Here is a 14,640-nt window from a genome sequence, read left to right on the forward strand (position 1 = left end):
TACCCTTGGAGGTCTACCCGGAGGTGCGGCGTGGACGAGCTCAAGCGAACTGACCCCGATATTTACAACCTGATCAAGGACGAGGAACGATACGAGATCGACTCGATCCGCCTCATCCCGTCGGAGAACTACGTGTCCAAGGCCGTGCTCGAGGCGACGGGCTCGATCCTCACCAACAAATATTCGGAAGGTTATCCGGGGCGTCGCTACTATGAGGGTCAGCGCTACGTTGACCAGGTCGAGACCATCGCGATCGAGCGCGCCAAGGCGCTGTTCAAGATGGATCACGCCAACGTTCAGCCGTACTCGGGCTCGCCCGCAAACCTCGCGGTTTACTTCGGCCTGCTGAAACCGGGCGATACGATCATGGGTCTCTCGGTTCCGCACGGCGGCCATCTGACGCACGGATGGAACGTCAGCATCACGGGACAATTCTGGCGGCCCGCGCAATACGGCGTCGATCGCGAGACGCATCGCATCGATTTCGACGAAGTTCGCGCGATGGCGCTTCGTGAGCGGCCGAAGATCATTGTCACCGGCGGCACTGCGTATCCGCGGCTATGGGACTTCGCCAAGTTCAGCGAGATCGCAAAAGAAGTCGGTGCCTATCTGCTCGCTGACATCTCACACGTCGCGGGCCTGATCGTCGGCGGCGTGCATCCCGATCCTTCGCCATATGCCGACGTGATCGTGACTACCACGCACAAGACGCTCCGCGGTCCGCGCGGCGCGATGATCCTCTGCCGCGAGCAGCACGCGGCCGCGATCGACAAGGCAGTATTTCCAGGGTTGCAGGGTGGCCCGCACAACCACACGACGGCGGCGATCGCGGTCGCGCTGAAGGAAGCCGCCACTCCCGAGTTCAAACGCTACGCCGAGCAAATCGTGCGCAACGCCAAGGTGCTCGCCGACGAGCTGCTCGCGCGCGGCTTCCAGCTTGTCTCAGGCGGCACGGATAATCACCTCATCCTGATCGATCTCACCAGCAAGAAAGTGATTGGCAAGAAAGGCGCGCAGGCTCTGGATAAGGCCGGCATCGTTACGAACTACAACACCGTCCCATACGATCCGCGCAAGCCCTTCAGCCCGAGCGGTCTGCGCATCGGTACACCGTCAGTCACATCGCGTGGGATGGGCGAGACCGAGATGCGCCTCATCGCGAAGTGGATGGATGACGCGATCACAAACGCGGGCAACGAAACTGCGCTGACAAAAATCGCCGCCGAGGTTACCGAGGTCTGCCGGAAGTTCCCGGCGCCCGGATTGTCACCATCCTGAATCGGGTGCGGGTGCCTCAATCGCGAATCGTCCCGCACACCATCATCAGCGCGATATCGGCCTCGAAGATCGGTTCAGGGCCGCCGCGCGCGCGTTCAATCGCGGACTCAATACGCGCGATTCCGGCTGCATACTGACCGTCGCTCAGCAGCGCCATCTGCGAGGATCCATTTTTGCGGAGCCCCGGGTTTTCAAGGATGGTCCGTCCCAGACGGATTGCGGACAATCGGCAGGCTAGGCTCGTCTCGACGCGATCGAATCCGGCCTTCAGCATCGCATCGACGATCGCCCCTGAAGAGGGATAGCGCTCCAGATCAATCGCTCGCGTCTCCGGGAAATATTCGTAAACGCACCACTGGTCGCGCCCATGATGCGGATCCATGCCGATCACGGCGAGCGCGCCAGCGGGCCGCATCAGGCGCCGCGCCTCCGCTACGAATCCATCGACATCACCGAAATGATGAAGCGCGTTGATACAGAAGATCAGGTCGAACGATTCGCGCCTGAAAGGCAGGGCGGTCGCTGTCCCGCGAACGAATGGTGTGGCCGGATTTTTCTCGCGCGCTGCGCGGAGCATCTCGCGCGAATAATCGAGGCCGACGATTCGGCGCGTCAAATCGCGTAGCGCGGATATCCAGTATCCCGTCCCGCATCCCACTTCGAGCACCGTGGCGGGCGCTCGCGTCGCGACGAACTCGCGCATCGTATCGAGCAGCGCGGCATAGATACCGCCCGCGTAGCGTGCATCAAAGGTCGCCGCGATCTGGTCGTAGTTCACCCGCTGTGACATTGCCGATCCCCCGCCCGCATCTGAGCCAATACCGATCCTTTTCCCATTCGCCGTCATTCAGTGTAAATACGCGTATCGTTGATTTCCCAGCATTGGACCTGCGCGCCTTCTAATCGATGAGCAGCTCACCAGCGGAACCCGCGCGCGATATCGACGCCAACGAGGGCGACGCCGAGCGGCTCGTTCTATACTTCTCCGCTCTGACCGCGCTGCTCGCATTCGCTGCTCCGACCGGGCTCGCGAGCTTGCCGGTTGCGTTCTTCCTCAAGGACCGGCTCCATCTCGACGCGGAAGGTTTGGCGCTGTTTGGACTCATCACCAACCTCCCGCTCTTGCTGGGATTCGTTTTCGGCTTGATCCGCGATCACCACGTCTTTGGGTTGCGGGATCGCGGCTACCTCGCCGCGGGAGCGCTCTTGGGCGCGCTCTTCTACATGACACTGGTGCGCGGTTCGGTTTCGTACGTCCAACTCACGATAACGATCGTGCTGGCGTCTTCGGCGTTCCAGATGGCCTCGACGTCGCTCCAGGCTTCGATGACGATCGCGGGCAAGCGGCGCCTGATGACGGGCAGGTTGAGCGGCGTCACCTATGCGGCACTGGTCCTGCCGCAAGTCGTTACCGCGCTTGCCGGCGGATGGCTCGCGAGCCATGTCTCGCCGCGCGCCACCTTCGCGATCGTCGCCGTCGTGAGTTGCGCGATCCTCTACGAGGCGTTCAGGCCGACGCTCCAAATCGCGGAAGCCCCAGTAAGAAGCAGCCTGCGCGAAACGTTACAAACGGCCGGTGCGATGCTGCGCGAGCGCTCGCTGCGCATCGTGATCGTCATCCTGTTTTTCACCTCGTTCAGTCCCGGATGGGTGACGCCGCTCTTCTACTTCTTCACGAGCCATCTCAAGATGACGAGCGAGGCCTTCGGCGTTTACGTCGCGGTGCTGTTCGGGATGGAGGCGGTCGGCGCGGTACTCTATGCGTGGCTCTGCAAGCGGATGACGCTCGAAGAGCTGCTCTGGTACGTGACGATCATCAACGTCGCCTCGACCCCCTTGCCCTACTGGGTACACACAGTGTCACAGGCGATGATCGTGTCAGCTATCGCGGGGTTCGCGTTCGGGATGGCCAACGCGACGTACTTCGATCTGCTGATGCGCTCGTGCCCGAAGGATCTCGAGGGCACGGGGCGGATGCTCGGCTCATCCGCCTTCTTCATCGCGCAGTTCGGCGCCGACCTGCTGGGCTCGGCTCTTTACGAGCGCAACGGCTTCGGCCTGTGCATGATCCTCTCAACGCTAGCGACGGTGCTTGTATTCCCGATGCTGCTCGCACTGCCACGCGCGCTCATCGCAACCCGCGACGGCGAAGGCTTCCCGATCTCATGACAATTCCAACCTTGGCGAAGGTACGAATCAGGCCCGCGGCGCCAAATGACGCCTTGGGCATCTCCAAAGTCTGGCAGGCGATCGTTGCCGAGCGAGTCTATTCGGCGGTCGATCGCGCCTTCACTCCAGAGGAGCAGACTGCCTACCTCGCCAGCCTTGATAAACGTGAATCGATATTCGTCGCGGAAGATGACGGGCGCATCGTCGGCTTTCAGACGCTCGACCTGTGGTCGAAGTTCATGGCATCCGCAGCGCACGTCGGCCAACTTGGCACATTCATATTGCGCGACGCGCGCGGCCGCGGCGTCGGTGAGGAATTGGCAAACGCGACCTTCAAGTTCGCGCGCAACGCCGGCTACGAAAAGCTCGTCATCTACGTGCGCGCCTCGAATACTGGCGCGCAAGCCTTCTACAAGAGCCTCGGCTTTCGCGAATGCGGCCACCTCGCCCGCCAGGTAAAGATAGACGGCCACTACGACGATGAAATCTTGCTGGAACGCGCGCTTTAATAGCCTCACTTCGAAAATTACGGTGACTACTTGGAGATAGAACTTCTCTTCGCGAGCGGGAAGGGGTTCAGAAGCAGATTCGACTAAGTACTCCAGTGGCTATTGGTCAGCGCTCGAGTCCAGATAACTTCGCGCGGATATCTTCCAGATGCTCGCGGCCCCAGAACAGTTCGCCATCGACAAGAAAGCTCGGCACGCCGAACACGCCCGCATCCTCCGCCGCCGCCTGGATCTTCACCAGCTCGCCGCGCCCTTCATCGTCGAGAAACTCGTTGAGGCCGTTTGTCGATGCGCCTCCTTTCGCGAGCACGTCGGCAATCAATGTCGGATTTTCAATATCCAGTTCCCGTTTCCAGAAATGCTCGAATACATAGTCGTGATATGCGCGCACCACCGATGCGTCGTGCCGCTTCGCCCATAGCATCCCAATCGCCGCGAGCGACGAGTCCCAGATTTTCTGCGTGCCCCGAATAATCAGACCACGCTTCGCCGCCTGCCGCCGGCAATCCATATACGAGTAGCGCACCCGCCGCCATTGATGCGCGTTGCGCGACTGCTCGATTACTTCGCCGCGCTCGTTGAGCCGCGCGCTGCCAAGGTAACTGGGAATATCCAGCACGTACGGCAGCCAGCCGATCTCAATTTTGAAATCGCGCTCCAGCTCGTACGTCAGATCCTTCGCAAGGTACGCATACGGCGATTTGTAATCCGTGTAGCACGTGATCGTTTTCATTTTCCTGCCGGCATAATCGCAAAGAAAAAGGGCGGCCGAAACTGCACCGCCCCATGCAATGAATTGTCATGTCGCAGAGGATCCGCCTCGTCGGGATGCTCTTCCGCAGCTTGATTATGGCCGCGCGGAGTTACGAGATTCTTATCGGCCTGCAAACTGATGACGAAGAAAAATCGTCAATTCCGATTCGCGCGGCTTGACACCTCGCCCGGCCGGACGCGATAAACGCCGCATGGCACAGGTAAAAATCGAACGCGGCCTCAATTTTGGAACTCCCTACACGCCCGAGATGCAGGAGGGCGGCAAGCGCCCCGAGCCGACCTGGTCTACCATTCGCGACCAGGTTCGCGATGCCGAATCGCTCGGCTACGACACGATCATCGCGGTCGAGACGCAGCACAATCCCTATCTCGCGCTCGCGATCGCCGCGCAGGAGCCCGCCAAAATCGAGCTCGGCACCGGTATCGCGCTGTGCTTCACCAAGAGTCCCGTCGATACCGCCTACACCGCGTGGGACCTTCAACGCATGAGCGGCGGCCGCCTCGTGCTCGGAATCGGCTCGCAGGTGAAGGGTCACGTGATGCGCCGCTTCGGGATGCCGTGGTCGAAGCCCGCGCAGCGCATGAAGGACTACGTCGGTGCGATGCGCGCGGTATGGCGCACCTGGCAGACGGGAGAGCCGCTCAACTTTCGCAGCGAGCATTACAACCTGAGCCTGATGACGCCTAACTTCTCGCCCCCGCCGCAGGCGCATCCGCATATCCCGGTGCTGATTGCCGCTGTGCAGGAGCGGATGCTCGAGGTGGCGGGCGAAGTCTGCGACGGCGTGCGCCTGCACGGAATCGTGACGCGCAAGTATCTCGATCAGATCGCGTTCCCGCATCTGAAAAAGGGCTTCGACAAGTCGGCTCGTCCCGCGTCGGAGTGGGCCAATTTCCAGATCGGCGGCGGCGGCTTCCTCTGCGCCGCCAAAGACAAGGACGCCCTCGCGAAACAAGTCGAGAACATGAAATCGACGATCGCATTCTACGGCTCGACGCGATCGTATCGCTCGAGCTTCGAAATCGACGGATGGGGCGACACGGCCGAAGAGCTGCACAAGCTGTCGGTCCAGCAGAAATGGCGCGAGATGGCGAAGCTCGTGACCGAGGAGATGGTCCACGGCTTCGCCGCGGTCGGCACCTACGACGAAATCGCGAGCGTGATAAAAAAACGCTTCGCCGGCGTTAACCGTCTGTCATTCGACATGCCAATCCGCAACGATCACGATCGCGGCGTGCTCAAGGAAATCATCCAGGACCTGCGCCGCCCTTAGCCGGCATCGGGGGGACCAACGATGGCCGCAACTGTACGTTCGCGTGCGCGCACCGCCACCATAAAGCAGCATCCGGGCTTTCATCAGTGCTGGTATGCGATTGCGCGCGCGGACGAAGTCGCTCCGGCACAGGCGATCGGTCGCGACTTCCTCGAGGGCCGCGCCGTCGTTTATCGCGGTGAGGACGGGACGCCCGCTGTGATGAGCGCGTTCTGCCGTCATCTTGGCGCCGACCTCTCGCTCGGCAAAGTGATAGGCGCCGATCTTCGATGCCCGTTTCATCATTGGCAATACGGTCCCGATGGCGTATGCACCAAGATTCCAGCGTCTGAAAAAATCCCCAAGGCGGCGAAGCTCTTCAAGTTTCCCACCGCCGAGAAGTGGGGACTCATCTGGGCCTTCAATGGCACGAAGCCGCTGTTCGAGGTTCCGGAGTTTCCGCACTTCACAGAAAGTGAACTCGACTATCGGACCGTTGAGGCATTCGACCTCCCGGTCGAGCCGTGGGTGCCGTTCACCAATTCGATGGACTTCCAGCATCTGCGCGTTTTGCATGGCCTCAAGATCGAATGCGATCCCGACAAGATCGAGGTCGGCGACCATCGAATCGAGTACGACGTAAGGTTCGAAGATCCGAATCTCGGCATTTTCGACCAGTCGATTCGGGTCACCGGCACCAACACGATCGCGCTCAGCGGCAAGCTCAACGGCATGAGTATCCTCTCGATGGCAACCGGAACGCCGACGCCCGACGGCCGCACGCACGGATGGTCGGTTACCGCGACGCCGAAAGCCGAAGGCACTGACGAAGAGCGTCATCAGAAAATCGCGATGGGGCAGGCGTTCTTTCATCGGCTTATCGAAGAAGACCAGCCGATCATGAGCACCATAAAGATGCGCGAGGGGCTGCTGATCGATGCCGACAAGGCACTCGCGCTGTTCTTCCAGTACGTGAAGCGCTTCCCAACCGCCCGTCCCGCGGCGCGTTTCTGCTGACCCGGGAGGCTTTGCAAAACTCGAATTGACTGCCTGTCGACAGTGTCTTCTGGTCCCCTCTCCCTATCGTGGGAGAGGACCAGTTAAATATCGACGCTCAGCAGGCCGGTCTGGCCGTTCCACATCATCAATGGTTCCGTCCAGCCGCGCGGGTCGTGCGTGTAGTAATCCTGTTCGTACCGCCAGCGCATTGTCAGAGTCGCGCCTGAGCGCTTCTTCCAAATGAGCGTGTAGTAAACGTATCGCTTCCACCGCGGCGAACGCGTCGAGAGGATGTGCGACGCCCGCAACCAGCAGGCCGAGCGCTATTTTCGACGGCGTCAGGCTCAGGCCTTGGGCGGGTCGATGTCCGACCACAGCCGCCGCATCAGCTCGATATGGGTCTCCACTGCCCACAGCGTCTCGGCGGCGGCGCTCTCCGGGATGGCATTGAAGATCGAGGCGGCGCTGGAGTCGCCGTGATCGCGATCGACCTTGATATGCACGCTGAAGAAAAGCAGATCCTCGTCTGTTAACTTGTAGTTACGCTTGAGGCCGTCGATCACGCGCTCGTATGCGTCGGGATTAAACAGCTCGGAGCCGAGGCTGATTCCCGCCAGCGTCACGTACCACGGCTTCGAATCCGCCAGCCAGTACATCCAGTGCATCATCGCGGTCGCGTCGGGGGTCATATTCGCCTGCAGGAGTTCGTCGCGCCGGATTCCGATCGCTTCGCCAAATTCGAGGTACAGCTCAGGATGCGATCGGTTGGCACCCGAGACGCGTCCCAACTCTTCTTCGATGAGGTTCTCGACGATCGCCTTGCGTGCGGGGAAATCATCGCACTTCGCGTAGATGAGCCCGAGGATATTGGCGTTGTGGCCCTTGTTGCCGGCGAAGAGCTGGGTCGCCCAATGCCGCAGCTGCGGCATCGTGAGCTCGCCGCGCTCGATTTTGTCGATAGTAGGATGTGATTTGAGCGTGCGCCCGTTGCGCTCGAGGCGTTCGATGAGAGCCTTGAGTTGCCGCGTTCCTTCTTTGATGTCCATCGTGAGTCTCCTCGCTCAGCGCGCCGCGCGCTCGGCCTGAGAAGCGGTTTCGGCGCCGAGGCGCTCCGCAATCAGGCGGCGCAGTTCCGCCTTCTGAATTTTTCCGACGTTGGTAAGCGGCAGCTCGGCGACGATCTCGAGCCGCTCGGGCCATTTGAAGCGCGCCACGCCGCGCGCCGACAGCAGCTCGCGAATATCTTCCAGCGACGGCTGCTCCGCATCGATTTCGATCGTGATAAACGCGCAGGCGCGCTCGCCCAGCGTCGGATCAGGCATCGACACCACGGCGACAGCGCGAACCGCCGGATGCGCCAGCAGATGCGCTTCGACTTCCTCGGCACTGATCTTTTCGCCGCCGCGATTGATTAGATCCTTCACCCGTCCTTCGACCACGAGGTTGGCCGACGGATGCATCCGCACCAGGTCGCCGGTGCGATAGAAGCCGTTGTCGGTGAAGGCCTCGCGATTTCGTTCCGCCGCGTTCCAATAGCCGCGAATGGTGTACGGCCCGCGGCAGCACAGCTCGCCCATCGCGCCTGGCGCGACATCTTCGCCAAGAGCATCGACAATTCTGATTTCATCGGCAGGCGAGAGCGGCCGTCCCTGCGTGCACGATGCGACTTCGTCGCTGTCATCGGGTGAGGTCATACAGATAAGACCTTCGGCCATGCCGAAAACCTGCTGCACGTGGAGATCTGGATAGAGCCGCATCAACTCGCGCGCCGTCGGCTCCTGGAGCCGCTGTCCGCCGACAGTGATCACACGAAGCGAGCGAAGAGCGTGTCGCGATTCAGGCGGAAGCGCAGCCAGACCGATCGCGAGAGTCGGCACGCACGGAAAGTGAGTAATCTGTTGTTCGTCGATCGTGCGCGACAGTTCCGCGGGCTGCGTTGCCGCACAAAGAACCGCGCGCGCACCAATGAGCATCGCGCCGAGCAGGCCGGGGCATGCGAGCGGGAAGTTATGCTCAACCGGCAGAGCAAGCAGGAGCCGTGAATTCGCGCTCAACCCACACGCGCGAACCGAGGCGCGTGCATTGTAGAGATAGTCGGCATGCGTCCGCGGGATCAGCTTCGGCATCCCGGTCGTGCCGCCCGAGAGCAGGAACAGGGCGGCATCGAATGGATCGCCGCGTCGCGAACCGAGCGACGGCGCGCCGCCAATCTCCTCGCGAAGCGACACGCAATCGCGCGCAGACTCAATCGTGAAGATAGTTTCCAGCGAGGCGAGTTGGGACCGCAGTTCACGCGCTAACGCAGCGTGGTCGAAACCGCGAACCGTTGGCGCAATCGCGATCGCCTTCGCCTTCGAAAATGAAGCTAGATACTCAAGTTCCGCACGCCGGAACGCCGGCAACGTCATCACAGGAATTGCGCCGATCTCGAGACTTCCCAGGAACAAACTCGCGAACTCGACGCAGTTCGGCAACTGAACGATGATTCGATCGCCGCGGCGGATACCGCTTCGCTCGAGCAACGCCGCTGTCGAGGCGGCTTCGCTCACTAGCTGACTGAAAGTTAGCGCGCGTGACGAATCGCTTACTGCGATCGCATGCGGATTCGCACGCATGATTCTCTGCGCCGATTCGGCGATCGCTTGCTGAATCGTCTCGTCACTCCAGTAACCCTCGCGCACGTAGCGCGCGGAGAACTCGTCAGGGTAGGGACTGCATCCTTCGAGCATTTTCCAAGTGAAGCTATGCGCGGACGCCGATCGCGCCGGCGACCATGCGGAAGCATTCGTCCATGATCCGCCCACGCTGATCGTAATCGCGCGACGGCTCGTACCAGGTGTAGAACCAGTTCATCGCACCGAACAGCAGCGAGGTCAGGATCCGCGCCTGCTCGCGATCGAGCACCGTGCCGAGCGATGTCGCGTACTGATCGAGCAGCCGCCGGCACAGCCGCGAGTAATCGCGCTTGAGCCGCGCGATATCCGCCGCATAACGCCCGGTCAGAGAATCCGCCTCGCGCACCAGCACCTTCATCTCGGCCAGGTTGGTCATGTGATATTCGAGATGGTTGCGGATGAAGGCGCGCAGGCGCAGCTCGGCGTCGGCCGCTTCCGCAGCACGCTCTTCGGCGGTCGAGAGCAACTGTTCGAATGCGCGCTTCGAAATCAGGAACAGCAGCTCTTCCTTGTTGCGCAGGTAATAGTAGATGCGGGGGAACGAGATTCGCGCGCGGGCCGCGATGTCGCGAATCGAGGCGAGGCCGAAGCTCTTCTCCGCGAATACGGCCGCCGCGGAGCGCAGGATGAGATCGATGTTCGCGTCGTAGCGATCTTCGGGTTTGAGCGCGCGCGTCGCGGCTTTCAGCTTCACCACGCGCTTGGTTTCTTCGGCGATTGTTTTGCGCAAGTTATGATGCCCCCGGTGCGAAGAGTCGGTGTCGAGATAATATGCCCGACTCCTCGGCGCTGCTCTAGCTGTAGCGGCGTCCCGCCGTCGCGTCGGGAATCGGGATATCGAGCTTTGTTAGCAGGTTGTTGACCTCGGCCGTGAAGTCGTCGCGCATCTGCTCGTTGGTGCGTTTGCGCAGGCCCCATCGCACGTAATCGAACTGCCGCTTCGATCCCGAATTGCCGAACATGTCGAGCCCGGCCGGATACCATCTCGCCAGATGCTTGATCAGCAGCGCGCGGCCGCGGTCGCCCTCGCGCTGAATGTAGCGCCGCATCAAGCGATAACCGAGCGCGGCATGCCCGAGTTCCTCGCGATGCACACGGTCGGCAATTTTCGCCAGCGGCTCGTAGCTGCATCCGACCCATTCGCCGCCCATGTAGGCGCCCTGGCGATCGGCGAAGAAACTGAACAGGCCGTACTCGATCCAGTCCTCAGCCTGGTCGCGCAGCTCGAAGATATAGATCGGCATCGGAGTCGCCATAAACTTCGCGTCAACATTGGTGCCGAGGTCCTCGAGCAGCTTCATCCAGTAGCTGGCATGACGCACCTCGTCGGACCAGAACGCGGCGTACTCCGCCTTGTCCTCGGGCGTCGGTGCCATCGCGAGCGGCTTCATCAGCGTGCGCTCGGGCGCGAGCATGTATTCGGATTCGATCCGCGACTGGATCGAGAGCATCCTGACGAGCAGATCCTTGTAGTCCGGCGGCAGGCCCTCAGGACTCGTGAATTTGATCGGACTGGTTTCGCTCACCTGCTGACTCATGAACCCACCTTGGGCGACTACCTCGTTCTGAACTATCGTTCAGATATCACCTGCAATGCGCGCGGGCAACACGGTTTATCCCACCATCGTAAGCCCGCCGCTCACGCTGATGACCTGGCCGGTTGCGAAGTCGGCGTCCGATGAGGCGAAGAACGCGACCGCGCCCGCGAGATCTTCGGGCTGGCCAAGACGGCGCATCGGAATACCTTTCGCCATCGCGTTCAGCACGCCTTCGCGGCCAGCCATGGCAGCGCGAAGAAGGTTGGTCTCCGTGGGCCCGGGGCATACGACGTTGACGTTGATTTGATTGCGCGCGAGCTCGCGCGCGATCGTTTTCGAAAAGCCGATGATCGCGGCTTTGCATCCCGCATACACCGATTCGCCGGTCGAACCGACGCGGCCCGCATCCGACGCGATCGATACGATCTTGCCGCCTGCGCCGCGCGATTGCATGCGCGGCACGATCGCCTTGCACAGGTTCAAAACACCGCGGTAGTTGATCGCGATCACCTTGTCCCAAAACTCCGGCGTCGTATCGACGAAAGGCTTGAGCTCGTCCCACCCGGCGTTGTTGACGAGGATGTCGATCGGACCCAGCTCGCGTTCGACGCGGTCGGCAGCCGCGACGGCGTCGTCGAGGCTTGTGACATCGAGCTTCACGCCGATCGCGCGCCCGCCCTGGCTCGTGATCTCGGCCGCAGTTTTCCGCGCTGCATCGGTCTGGATATCCGCGATCGCGATAGCTGCGCCTTCGGAGCCGAGCCGTAGCGCGATCGCGCGCCCGATGCCATTGGCGCCGCCGGTGACGATCGCGACCCTGCCTTCGAGCCGTCTGCTAACTAGTTGTGTTGCCATGATGACCTTCCCTCAGCTCGCGACCCATCCGCCGTCGATGATAAACGGGGCGCCGCTCGCGAATGTCGCCTCATCGCTCGCGAGGAAAAGCGCGGTGCGCGCGACCTCCTCGGCAGTGCCCACGCGGCCGAATACGGAGCTGCGTTCGATGAACTGCGGACGGATTCCGGCGGGTCCCGTGATGCGATCGACCATCGGAGTGTGAATCACCCCGGGACAGATACAATTGACCCTGATGTTGTAGCGGCCGTATTCGATCGCGCCGACGCGCGTGAGCGCGATGACGCCGGCCTTGGCCGCGCAATATGCCGCCGCGCCCTTGATTCCGACCAGGCCCGCTACCGACGCGGTGTTGATAATCGCGCCGCCGCCGCGATCGATCAGGCGGGGCAGGGCGTATTTCATCCCGAGCCACACGCCGCGCAGGTTGATCGCGATCACCTTGTCGAACGCTTCTTCGCTGAGCTGCGCGAGAAAACCCGACTCGCCTTCGATTCCGGCGTTGTTGTAGATGACATCGAGGCCGCCGAAGTCGCGCACCGCCGCATCTACCATCGCGCGCGCGTCCTCGGAGTTCGACACATCCGCGCGCATCGAGATCGCCTTGCCGCCCGCGCTCTTCACGAGCTGCGCCGTTTCAGCGGCCGCCTCGCCATTGATGTCGACGGCCGCGACGAGCGCGCCTTCCTCGGCGAAAATCTTTGACGCCGCCCGTCCCATCCCGGAGCCGGCGCCGGTTATCAACGCAACTTTTCCTTTCAGTCTCATTTTCACACTCGCATCGCGAAGTTGATCCCAGCTCGGCGAGCGTAGCGCATCCCCAAGCCGATGCGGTAGCGATTTTACAAACGGCCCGCGGCCTGCTACCGAGCGGATGGCGCCGCATCGACGCGGACGCGACGGAGACAGCGATGATGGAGTTCAACGGCAAGGCTGGATTGGTGACAGGCGCGGGCTCGGGAATCGGACGGGCCACGGCGATCGGGTTTGCGAAGCGCGGCGGCGCGATCGCAGTCGCGGATATCAACGGCGACAATGCCGAGAAGGTCGCGGGCGAGATTCGCGCCGCGGGTGGCAAGGCGATCGCGATCGTCGCCGACGTGACGCGCGGCGCGGATATCGAGATGATGATCACGCGGGCGCATCGCGAGTTCGGCCGCCTCGACTTCCTGCACAACAATGCGTTTGGAATGCCAGCCGCGCAGACGAGTACGACAGTCTCGTCGCGACTTGCTGACGTTGACGACAGCGTCTGGAGTTCGATGATCGACGTGGGGCTTACAGCGGTCTTCCGCGCGATGAAAGTCGTGATTCCGATCATGCGCGCGCAGCGCAGTGGCGCGATCGTCAATACCGCGTCGATCTCCGGACTGCGCGCCGATTACGGAATCGCCGCCTACAACGCGGCCAAGGCTGGTGTGATCAATCTCACGCGCGTAGCGGCGGTCGAATACGCGCGCGACGGTATTCGCGCCAACTGCATCTGCCCGGGTGCAATCAACACTCCGCTGCTCGCGCCCGCGCTCGAGCAACCGGGCTTCGCTGCGGCTTTCAACCAGGCGATTCCGATGGGGCGGCTGGGCCAGCCGGAGGAGATGGCCAACGTGGTGCTGTTCCTCGCTTCCGATCTCGCGTCGTTTGTGACGGGCGCCGCGTTCGTCGCCGACGGAGGTCAGACGGCAAAGACCGGCAGCCCGTCATTCATGCCCGAGTGATGTCGGTCAGTTTCGCGAAGCCATCAACTTGTTAGCTTCGGGATAGCTGACGGCATCGCCCAGAGCGGAGTAGGTGCCGCTCGTCAGCACCTCATTCGCGATGCGTCGCGTCACGGACAGTGCGGAAAGCGTGATCGCGGTGCCGAGGCTGAGCCGTGCAACGCCAAGCTTCGCGAGTTCGGCGACGGTTGGAATGCCGGGACGGAAGATCAGGTTCATCGGCCCATTGATCGAGCGAACGGCACGCGCGATTTCGTCGTTGCCGTTCAGACCGAGCGGGAACAGGCTGTCAGCGCCAGCCTCGCGAAAAGCGTTGGCGCGGCGAATCGCTTCGGCGAGAAGCGCTTCGCGCTCGCCCTTCATCGCAATCAGGGCGTCGGTGCGGGCGTTGATCACGAGCGGAACACCGGTGGCGTCGCCGGCAGCGCGTGCAGCTTTGACGCGGGTGACGGCGGTCTCGAGATCATAGAGCGGCTGCGCGGGATCGCCGGTCGAATCTTCGAGATTTATGCCCACGGCCCCCGCCTCGATGATCTGACTAACTGTTTGACCAACTTCACCCGCAGTCGTGCCAAAGCCCGACTCGATATCGGCGCTCAGCGGCACATCGATAACGCGCGTGATTCGCGCGATGGCGTTGACGATTTCCTCGCGCGGTGCGTATTCGCCATCGGGATAGCCGAGTGAGAAAGCCACGCCGGCGCTCGTGGTCGCGATTGCGTGCGCACCGGCTTCTTCGATGAATCGCGCGCTCATGGCGTCCCATGCGTTGGGCAGCACGAGCACTCGCGAGCGGTCATGCATCGCGCGAAACGCCTGGGCCTTCGCGCGCTGAGCGTCTTTCGTCATGTGAATCTCCGATACGTGCAGTTGGC

16 protein-coding genes are annotated in these 14,640 nt (G+C 62.0%); 7 read left to right on the forward strand and 9 right to left on the reverse strand.

Going from position 1 to position 14,640, the window contains the following annotated elements:
• The first annotated feature begins 30 nt into the window (after positions 1–30).
• Positions 31–1,278 carry a serine hydroxymethyltransferase gene (gene glyA / locus VMA09_04130; protein ID HUA32766.1) on the forward strand — a complete coding sequence of 416 codons (1,248 nt, stop codon included), beginning with the start codon at positions 31–33 and terminating at the stop codon, positions 1,276–1,278.
• A 16-nt stretch (positions 1,279–1,294) separates the two neighbouring features.
• Here the strand turns inward: glyA and VMA09_04135 are convergent, their stop codons facing one another.
• The gene (locus tag VMA09_04135; GenBank protein HUA32767.1) at positions 1,295–2,068 is read right to left on the reverse strand and encodes a class I SAM-dependent methyltransferase; all 774 of its coding nucleotides are present in this window, start codon (positions 2,066–2,068) and stop codon (positions 1,295–1,297) included.
• 116 nt (positions 2,069–2,184) lie between these two features.
• Here VMA09_04135 and VMA09_04140 point away from each other — a divergent pair, with 116 nt between their 5' ends.
• Positions 2,185–3,447 (forward strand): MFS transporter, encoded by a 1,263-nt coding sequence (locus VMA09_04140; protein ID HUA32768.1) that lies wholly within the window; start codon positions 2,185–2,187, stop codon positions 3,445–3,447.
• Positions 3,444–3,956 carry a GNAT family N-acetyltransferase gene (locus VMA09_04145; protein ID HUA32769.1) on the forward strand — a complete coding sequence of 171 codons (513 nt, stop codon included), beginning with the start codon at positions 3,444–3,446 and terminating at the stop codon, positions 3,954–3,956. The genes VMA09_04140 and VMA09_04145 overlap by 4 nt, the downstream gene beginning before the upstream one ends.
• A gap of 106 nt (positions 3,957–4,062) precedes the next feature.
• Here the strand turns inward: VMA09_04145 and VMA09_04150 are convergent, their stop codons facing one another.
• The gene (locus VMA09_04150; protein HUA32770.1) at positions 4,063–4,689 is read right to left on the reverse strand and encodes a DsbA family protein; all 627 of its coding nucleotides are present in this window, start codon (positions 4,687–4,689) and stop codon (positions 4,063–4,065) included.
• A 68-nt stretch (positions 4,690–4,757) separates the two neighbouring features.
• Between VMA09_04150 and VMA09_04155 the strand changes: the two genes are divergently transcribed.
• Genes VMA09_04155 through VMA09_04165 form a run of 3 tightly spaced genes read left to right on the forward strand, consistent with a single transcriptional unit; the run spans position 4,758 to position 7,000 of the window.
• On the forward strand, positions 4,758–4,889 hold the full coding sequence (locus VMA09_04155) for a hypothetical protein (protein ID HUA32771.1): 132 nt from the start codon (positions 4,758–4,760) through the stop codon (positions 4,887–4,889).
• A 32-nt stretch (positions 4,890–4,921) separates the two neighbouring features.
• Positions 4,922–6,004, forward strand: a complete 1,083-nt coding sequence (locus VMA09_04160) for a TIGR03617 family F420-dependent LLM class oxidoreductase (protein ID HUA32772.1) — start codon at positions 4,922–4,924, stop codon at positions 6,002–6,004.
• A 21-nt stretch (positions 6,005–6,025) separates the two neighbouring features.
• A complete protein-coding gene (locus VMA09_04165; GenBank protein ID HUA32773.1) occupies positions 6,026–7,000 on the forward strand; it encodes a Rieske 2Fe-2S domain-containing protein in 975 nt (324 codons plus the stop codon).
• A gap of 326 nt (positions 7,001–7,326) precedes the next feature.
• On the opposite strand, the gene VMA09_04170 is transcribed toward VMA09_04165, so the two are convergent.
• From VMA09_04170 to VMA09_04195, 6 genes are all read right to left on the reverse strand, one after another.
• Positions 7,327–8,028 (reverse strand): iron-containing redox enzyme family protein, encoded by a 702-nt coding sequence (locus VMA09_04170; GenBank protein ID HUA32774.1) that lies wholly within the window; start codon positions 8,026–8,028, stop codon positions 7,327–7,329.
• A 15-nt stretch (positions 8,029–8,043) separates the two neighbouring features.
• Positions 8,044–9,711: an AMP-binding protein gene (locus tag VMA09_04175; protein ID HUA32775.1), complete on the reverse strand. Its 1,668-nt coding sequence runs from the start codon at positions 9,709–9,711 to the stop codon at positions 8,044–8,046.
• Between the two features lie 13 nt (positions 9,712–9,724).
• The gene (locus VMA09_04180; protein ID HUA32776.1) at positions 9,725–10,387 is read right to left on the reverse strand and encodes a TetR/AcrR family transcriptional regulator; all 663 of its coding nucleotides are present in this window, start codon (positions 10,385–10,387) and stop codon (positions 9,725–9,727) included.
• Between the two features lie 64 nt (positions 10,388–10,451).
• Positions 10,452–11,195: a Phenylacetic acid catabolic protein gene (locus VMA09_04185; GenBank protein HUA32777.1), complete on the reverse strand. Its 744-nt coding sequence runs from the start codon at positions 11,193–11,195 to the stop codon at positions 10,452–10,454.
• A gap of 75 nt (positions 11,196–11,270) precedes the next feature.
• Complete coding sequence (locus VMA09_04190; protein ID HUA32778.1) at positions 11,271–12,050, reverse strand: 3-oxoacyl-ACP reductase family protein; 780 nt, start codon at positions 12,048–12,050, stop codon at positions 11,271–11,273.
• A 12-nt stretch (positions 12,051–12,062) separates the two neighbouring features.
• Positions 12,063–12,818 (reverse strand): glucose 1-dehydrogenase, encoded by a 756-nt coding sequence (locus tag VMA09_04195; protein HUA32779.1) that lies wholly within the window; start codon positions 12,816–12,818, stop codon positions 12,063–12,065.
• A 146-nt stretch (positions 12,819–12,964) separates the two neighbouring features.
• Here VMA09_04195 and VMA09_04200 point away from each other — a divergent pair, with 146 nt between their 5' ends.
• Positions 12,965–13,765 carry an SDR family NAD(P)-dependent oxidoreductase gene (locus VMA09_04200; GenBank protein ID HUA32780.1) on the forward strand — a complete coding sequence of 267 codons (801 nt, stop codon included), beginning with the start codon at positions 12,965–12,967 and terminating at the stop codon, positions 13,763–13,765.
• A 6-nt stretch (positions 13,766–13,771) separates the two neighbouring features.
• Here the strand turns inward: VMA09_04200 and VMA09_04205 are convergent, their stop codons facing one another.
• Positions 13,772–14,614: an isocitrate lyase/phosphoenolpyruvate mutase family protein gene (locus tag VMA09_04205; protein HUA32781.1), complete on the reverse strand. Its 843-nt coding sequence runs from the start codon at positions 14,612–14,614 to the stop codon at positions 13,772–13,774.
• Positions 14,615–14,640 lie beyond the last annotated feature (26 nt).

It is taken from the genome of Candidatus Binataceae bacterium, assembly GCA_035508495.1.
In the GTDB taxonomy this organism is placed as follows: Bacteria; Desulfobacterota; Binatia; order Binatales; family Binataceae; genus JASHPB01.

What these genes read in the sequence shown, in the direction of transcription:
- VMA09_04135 (HUA32767.1), bottom strand. Translation starts at nt 2,068, where the DNA reads ATGTCACAGCGGGTGAACTACGACCAGATCGCGGCGACCTTTGATGCA.
- VMA09_04140 (HUA32768.1), top strand. Translation starts at nt 2,185, where the DNA reads ATGAGCAGCTCACCAGCGGAACCCGCGCGCGATATCGACGCCAACGAG.
- VMA09_04145 (HUA32769.1), top strand. Translation starts at nt 3,444, where the DNA reads ATGACAATTCCAACCTTGGCGAAGGTACGAATCAGGCCCGCGGCGCCA.
- VMA09_04150 (HUA32770.1), bottom strand. Translation starts at nt 4,689, where the DNA reads ATGAAAACGATCACGTGCTACACGGATTACAAATCGCCGTATGCGTAC.
- VMA09_04155 (HUA32771.1), top strand. Translation starts at nt 4,758, where the DNA reads ATGTCGCAGAGGATCCGCCTCGTCGGGATGCTCTTCCGCAGCTTGATT.
- VMA09_04160 (HUA32772.1), top strand. Translation starts at nt 4,922, where the DNA reads ATGGCACAGGTAAAAATCGAACGCGGCCTCAATTTTGGAACTCCCTAC.
- VMA09_04165 (HUA32773.1), top strand. Translation starts at nt 6,026, where the DNA reads ATGGCCGCAACTGTACGTTCGCGTGCGCGCACCGCCACCATAAAGCAG.
- VMA09_04170 (HUA32774.1), bottom strand. Translation starts at nt 8,028, where the DNA reads ATGGACATCAAAGAAGGAACGCGGCAACTCAAGGCTCTCATCGAACGC.
- VMA09_04175 (HUA32775.1), bottom strand. Translation starts at nt 9,711, where the DNA reads ATGCTCGAAGGATGCAGTCCCTACCCTGACGAGTTCTCCGCGCGCTAC.
- VMA09_04185 (HUA32777.1), bottom strand. Translation starts at nt 11,195, where the DNA reads ATGAGTCAGCAGGTGAGCGAAACCAGTCCGATCAAATTCACGAGTCCT.
- VMA09_04190 (HUA32778.1), bottom strand. Translation starts at nt 12,050, where the DNA reads ATGGCAACACAACTAGTTAGCAGACGGCTCGAAGGCAGGGTCGCGATC.
- VMA09_04195 (HUA32779.1), bottom strand. Translation starts at nt 12,818, where the DNA reads ATGAGACTGAAAGGAAAAGTTGCGTTGATAACCGGCGCCGGCTCCGGG.
- VMA09_04200 (HUA32780.1), top strand. Translation starts at nt 12,965, where the DNA reads ATGGAGTTCAACGGCAAGGCTGGATTGGTGACAGGCGCGGGCTCGGGA.
- VMA09_04205 (HUA32781.1), bottom strand. Translation starts at nt 14,614, where the DNA reads ATGACGAAAGACGCTCAGCGCGCGAAGGCCCAGGCGTTTCGCGCGATG.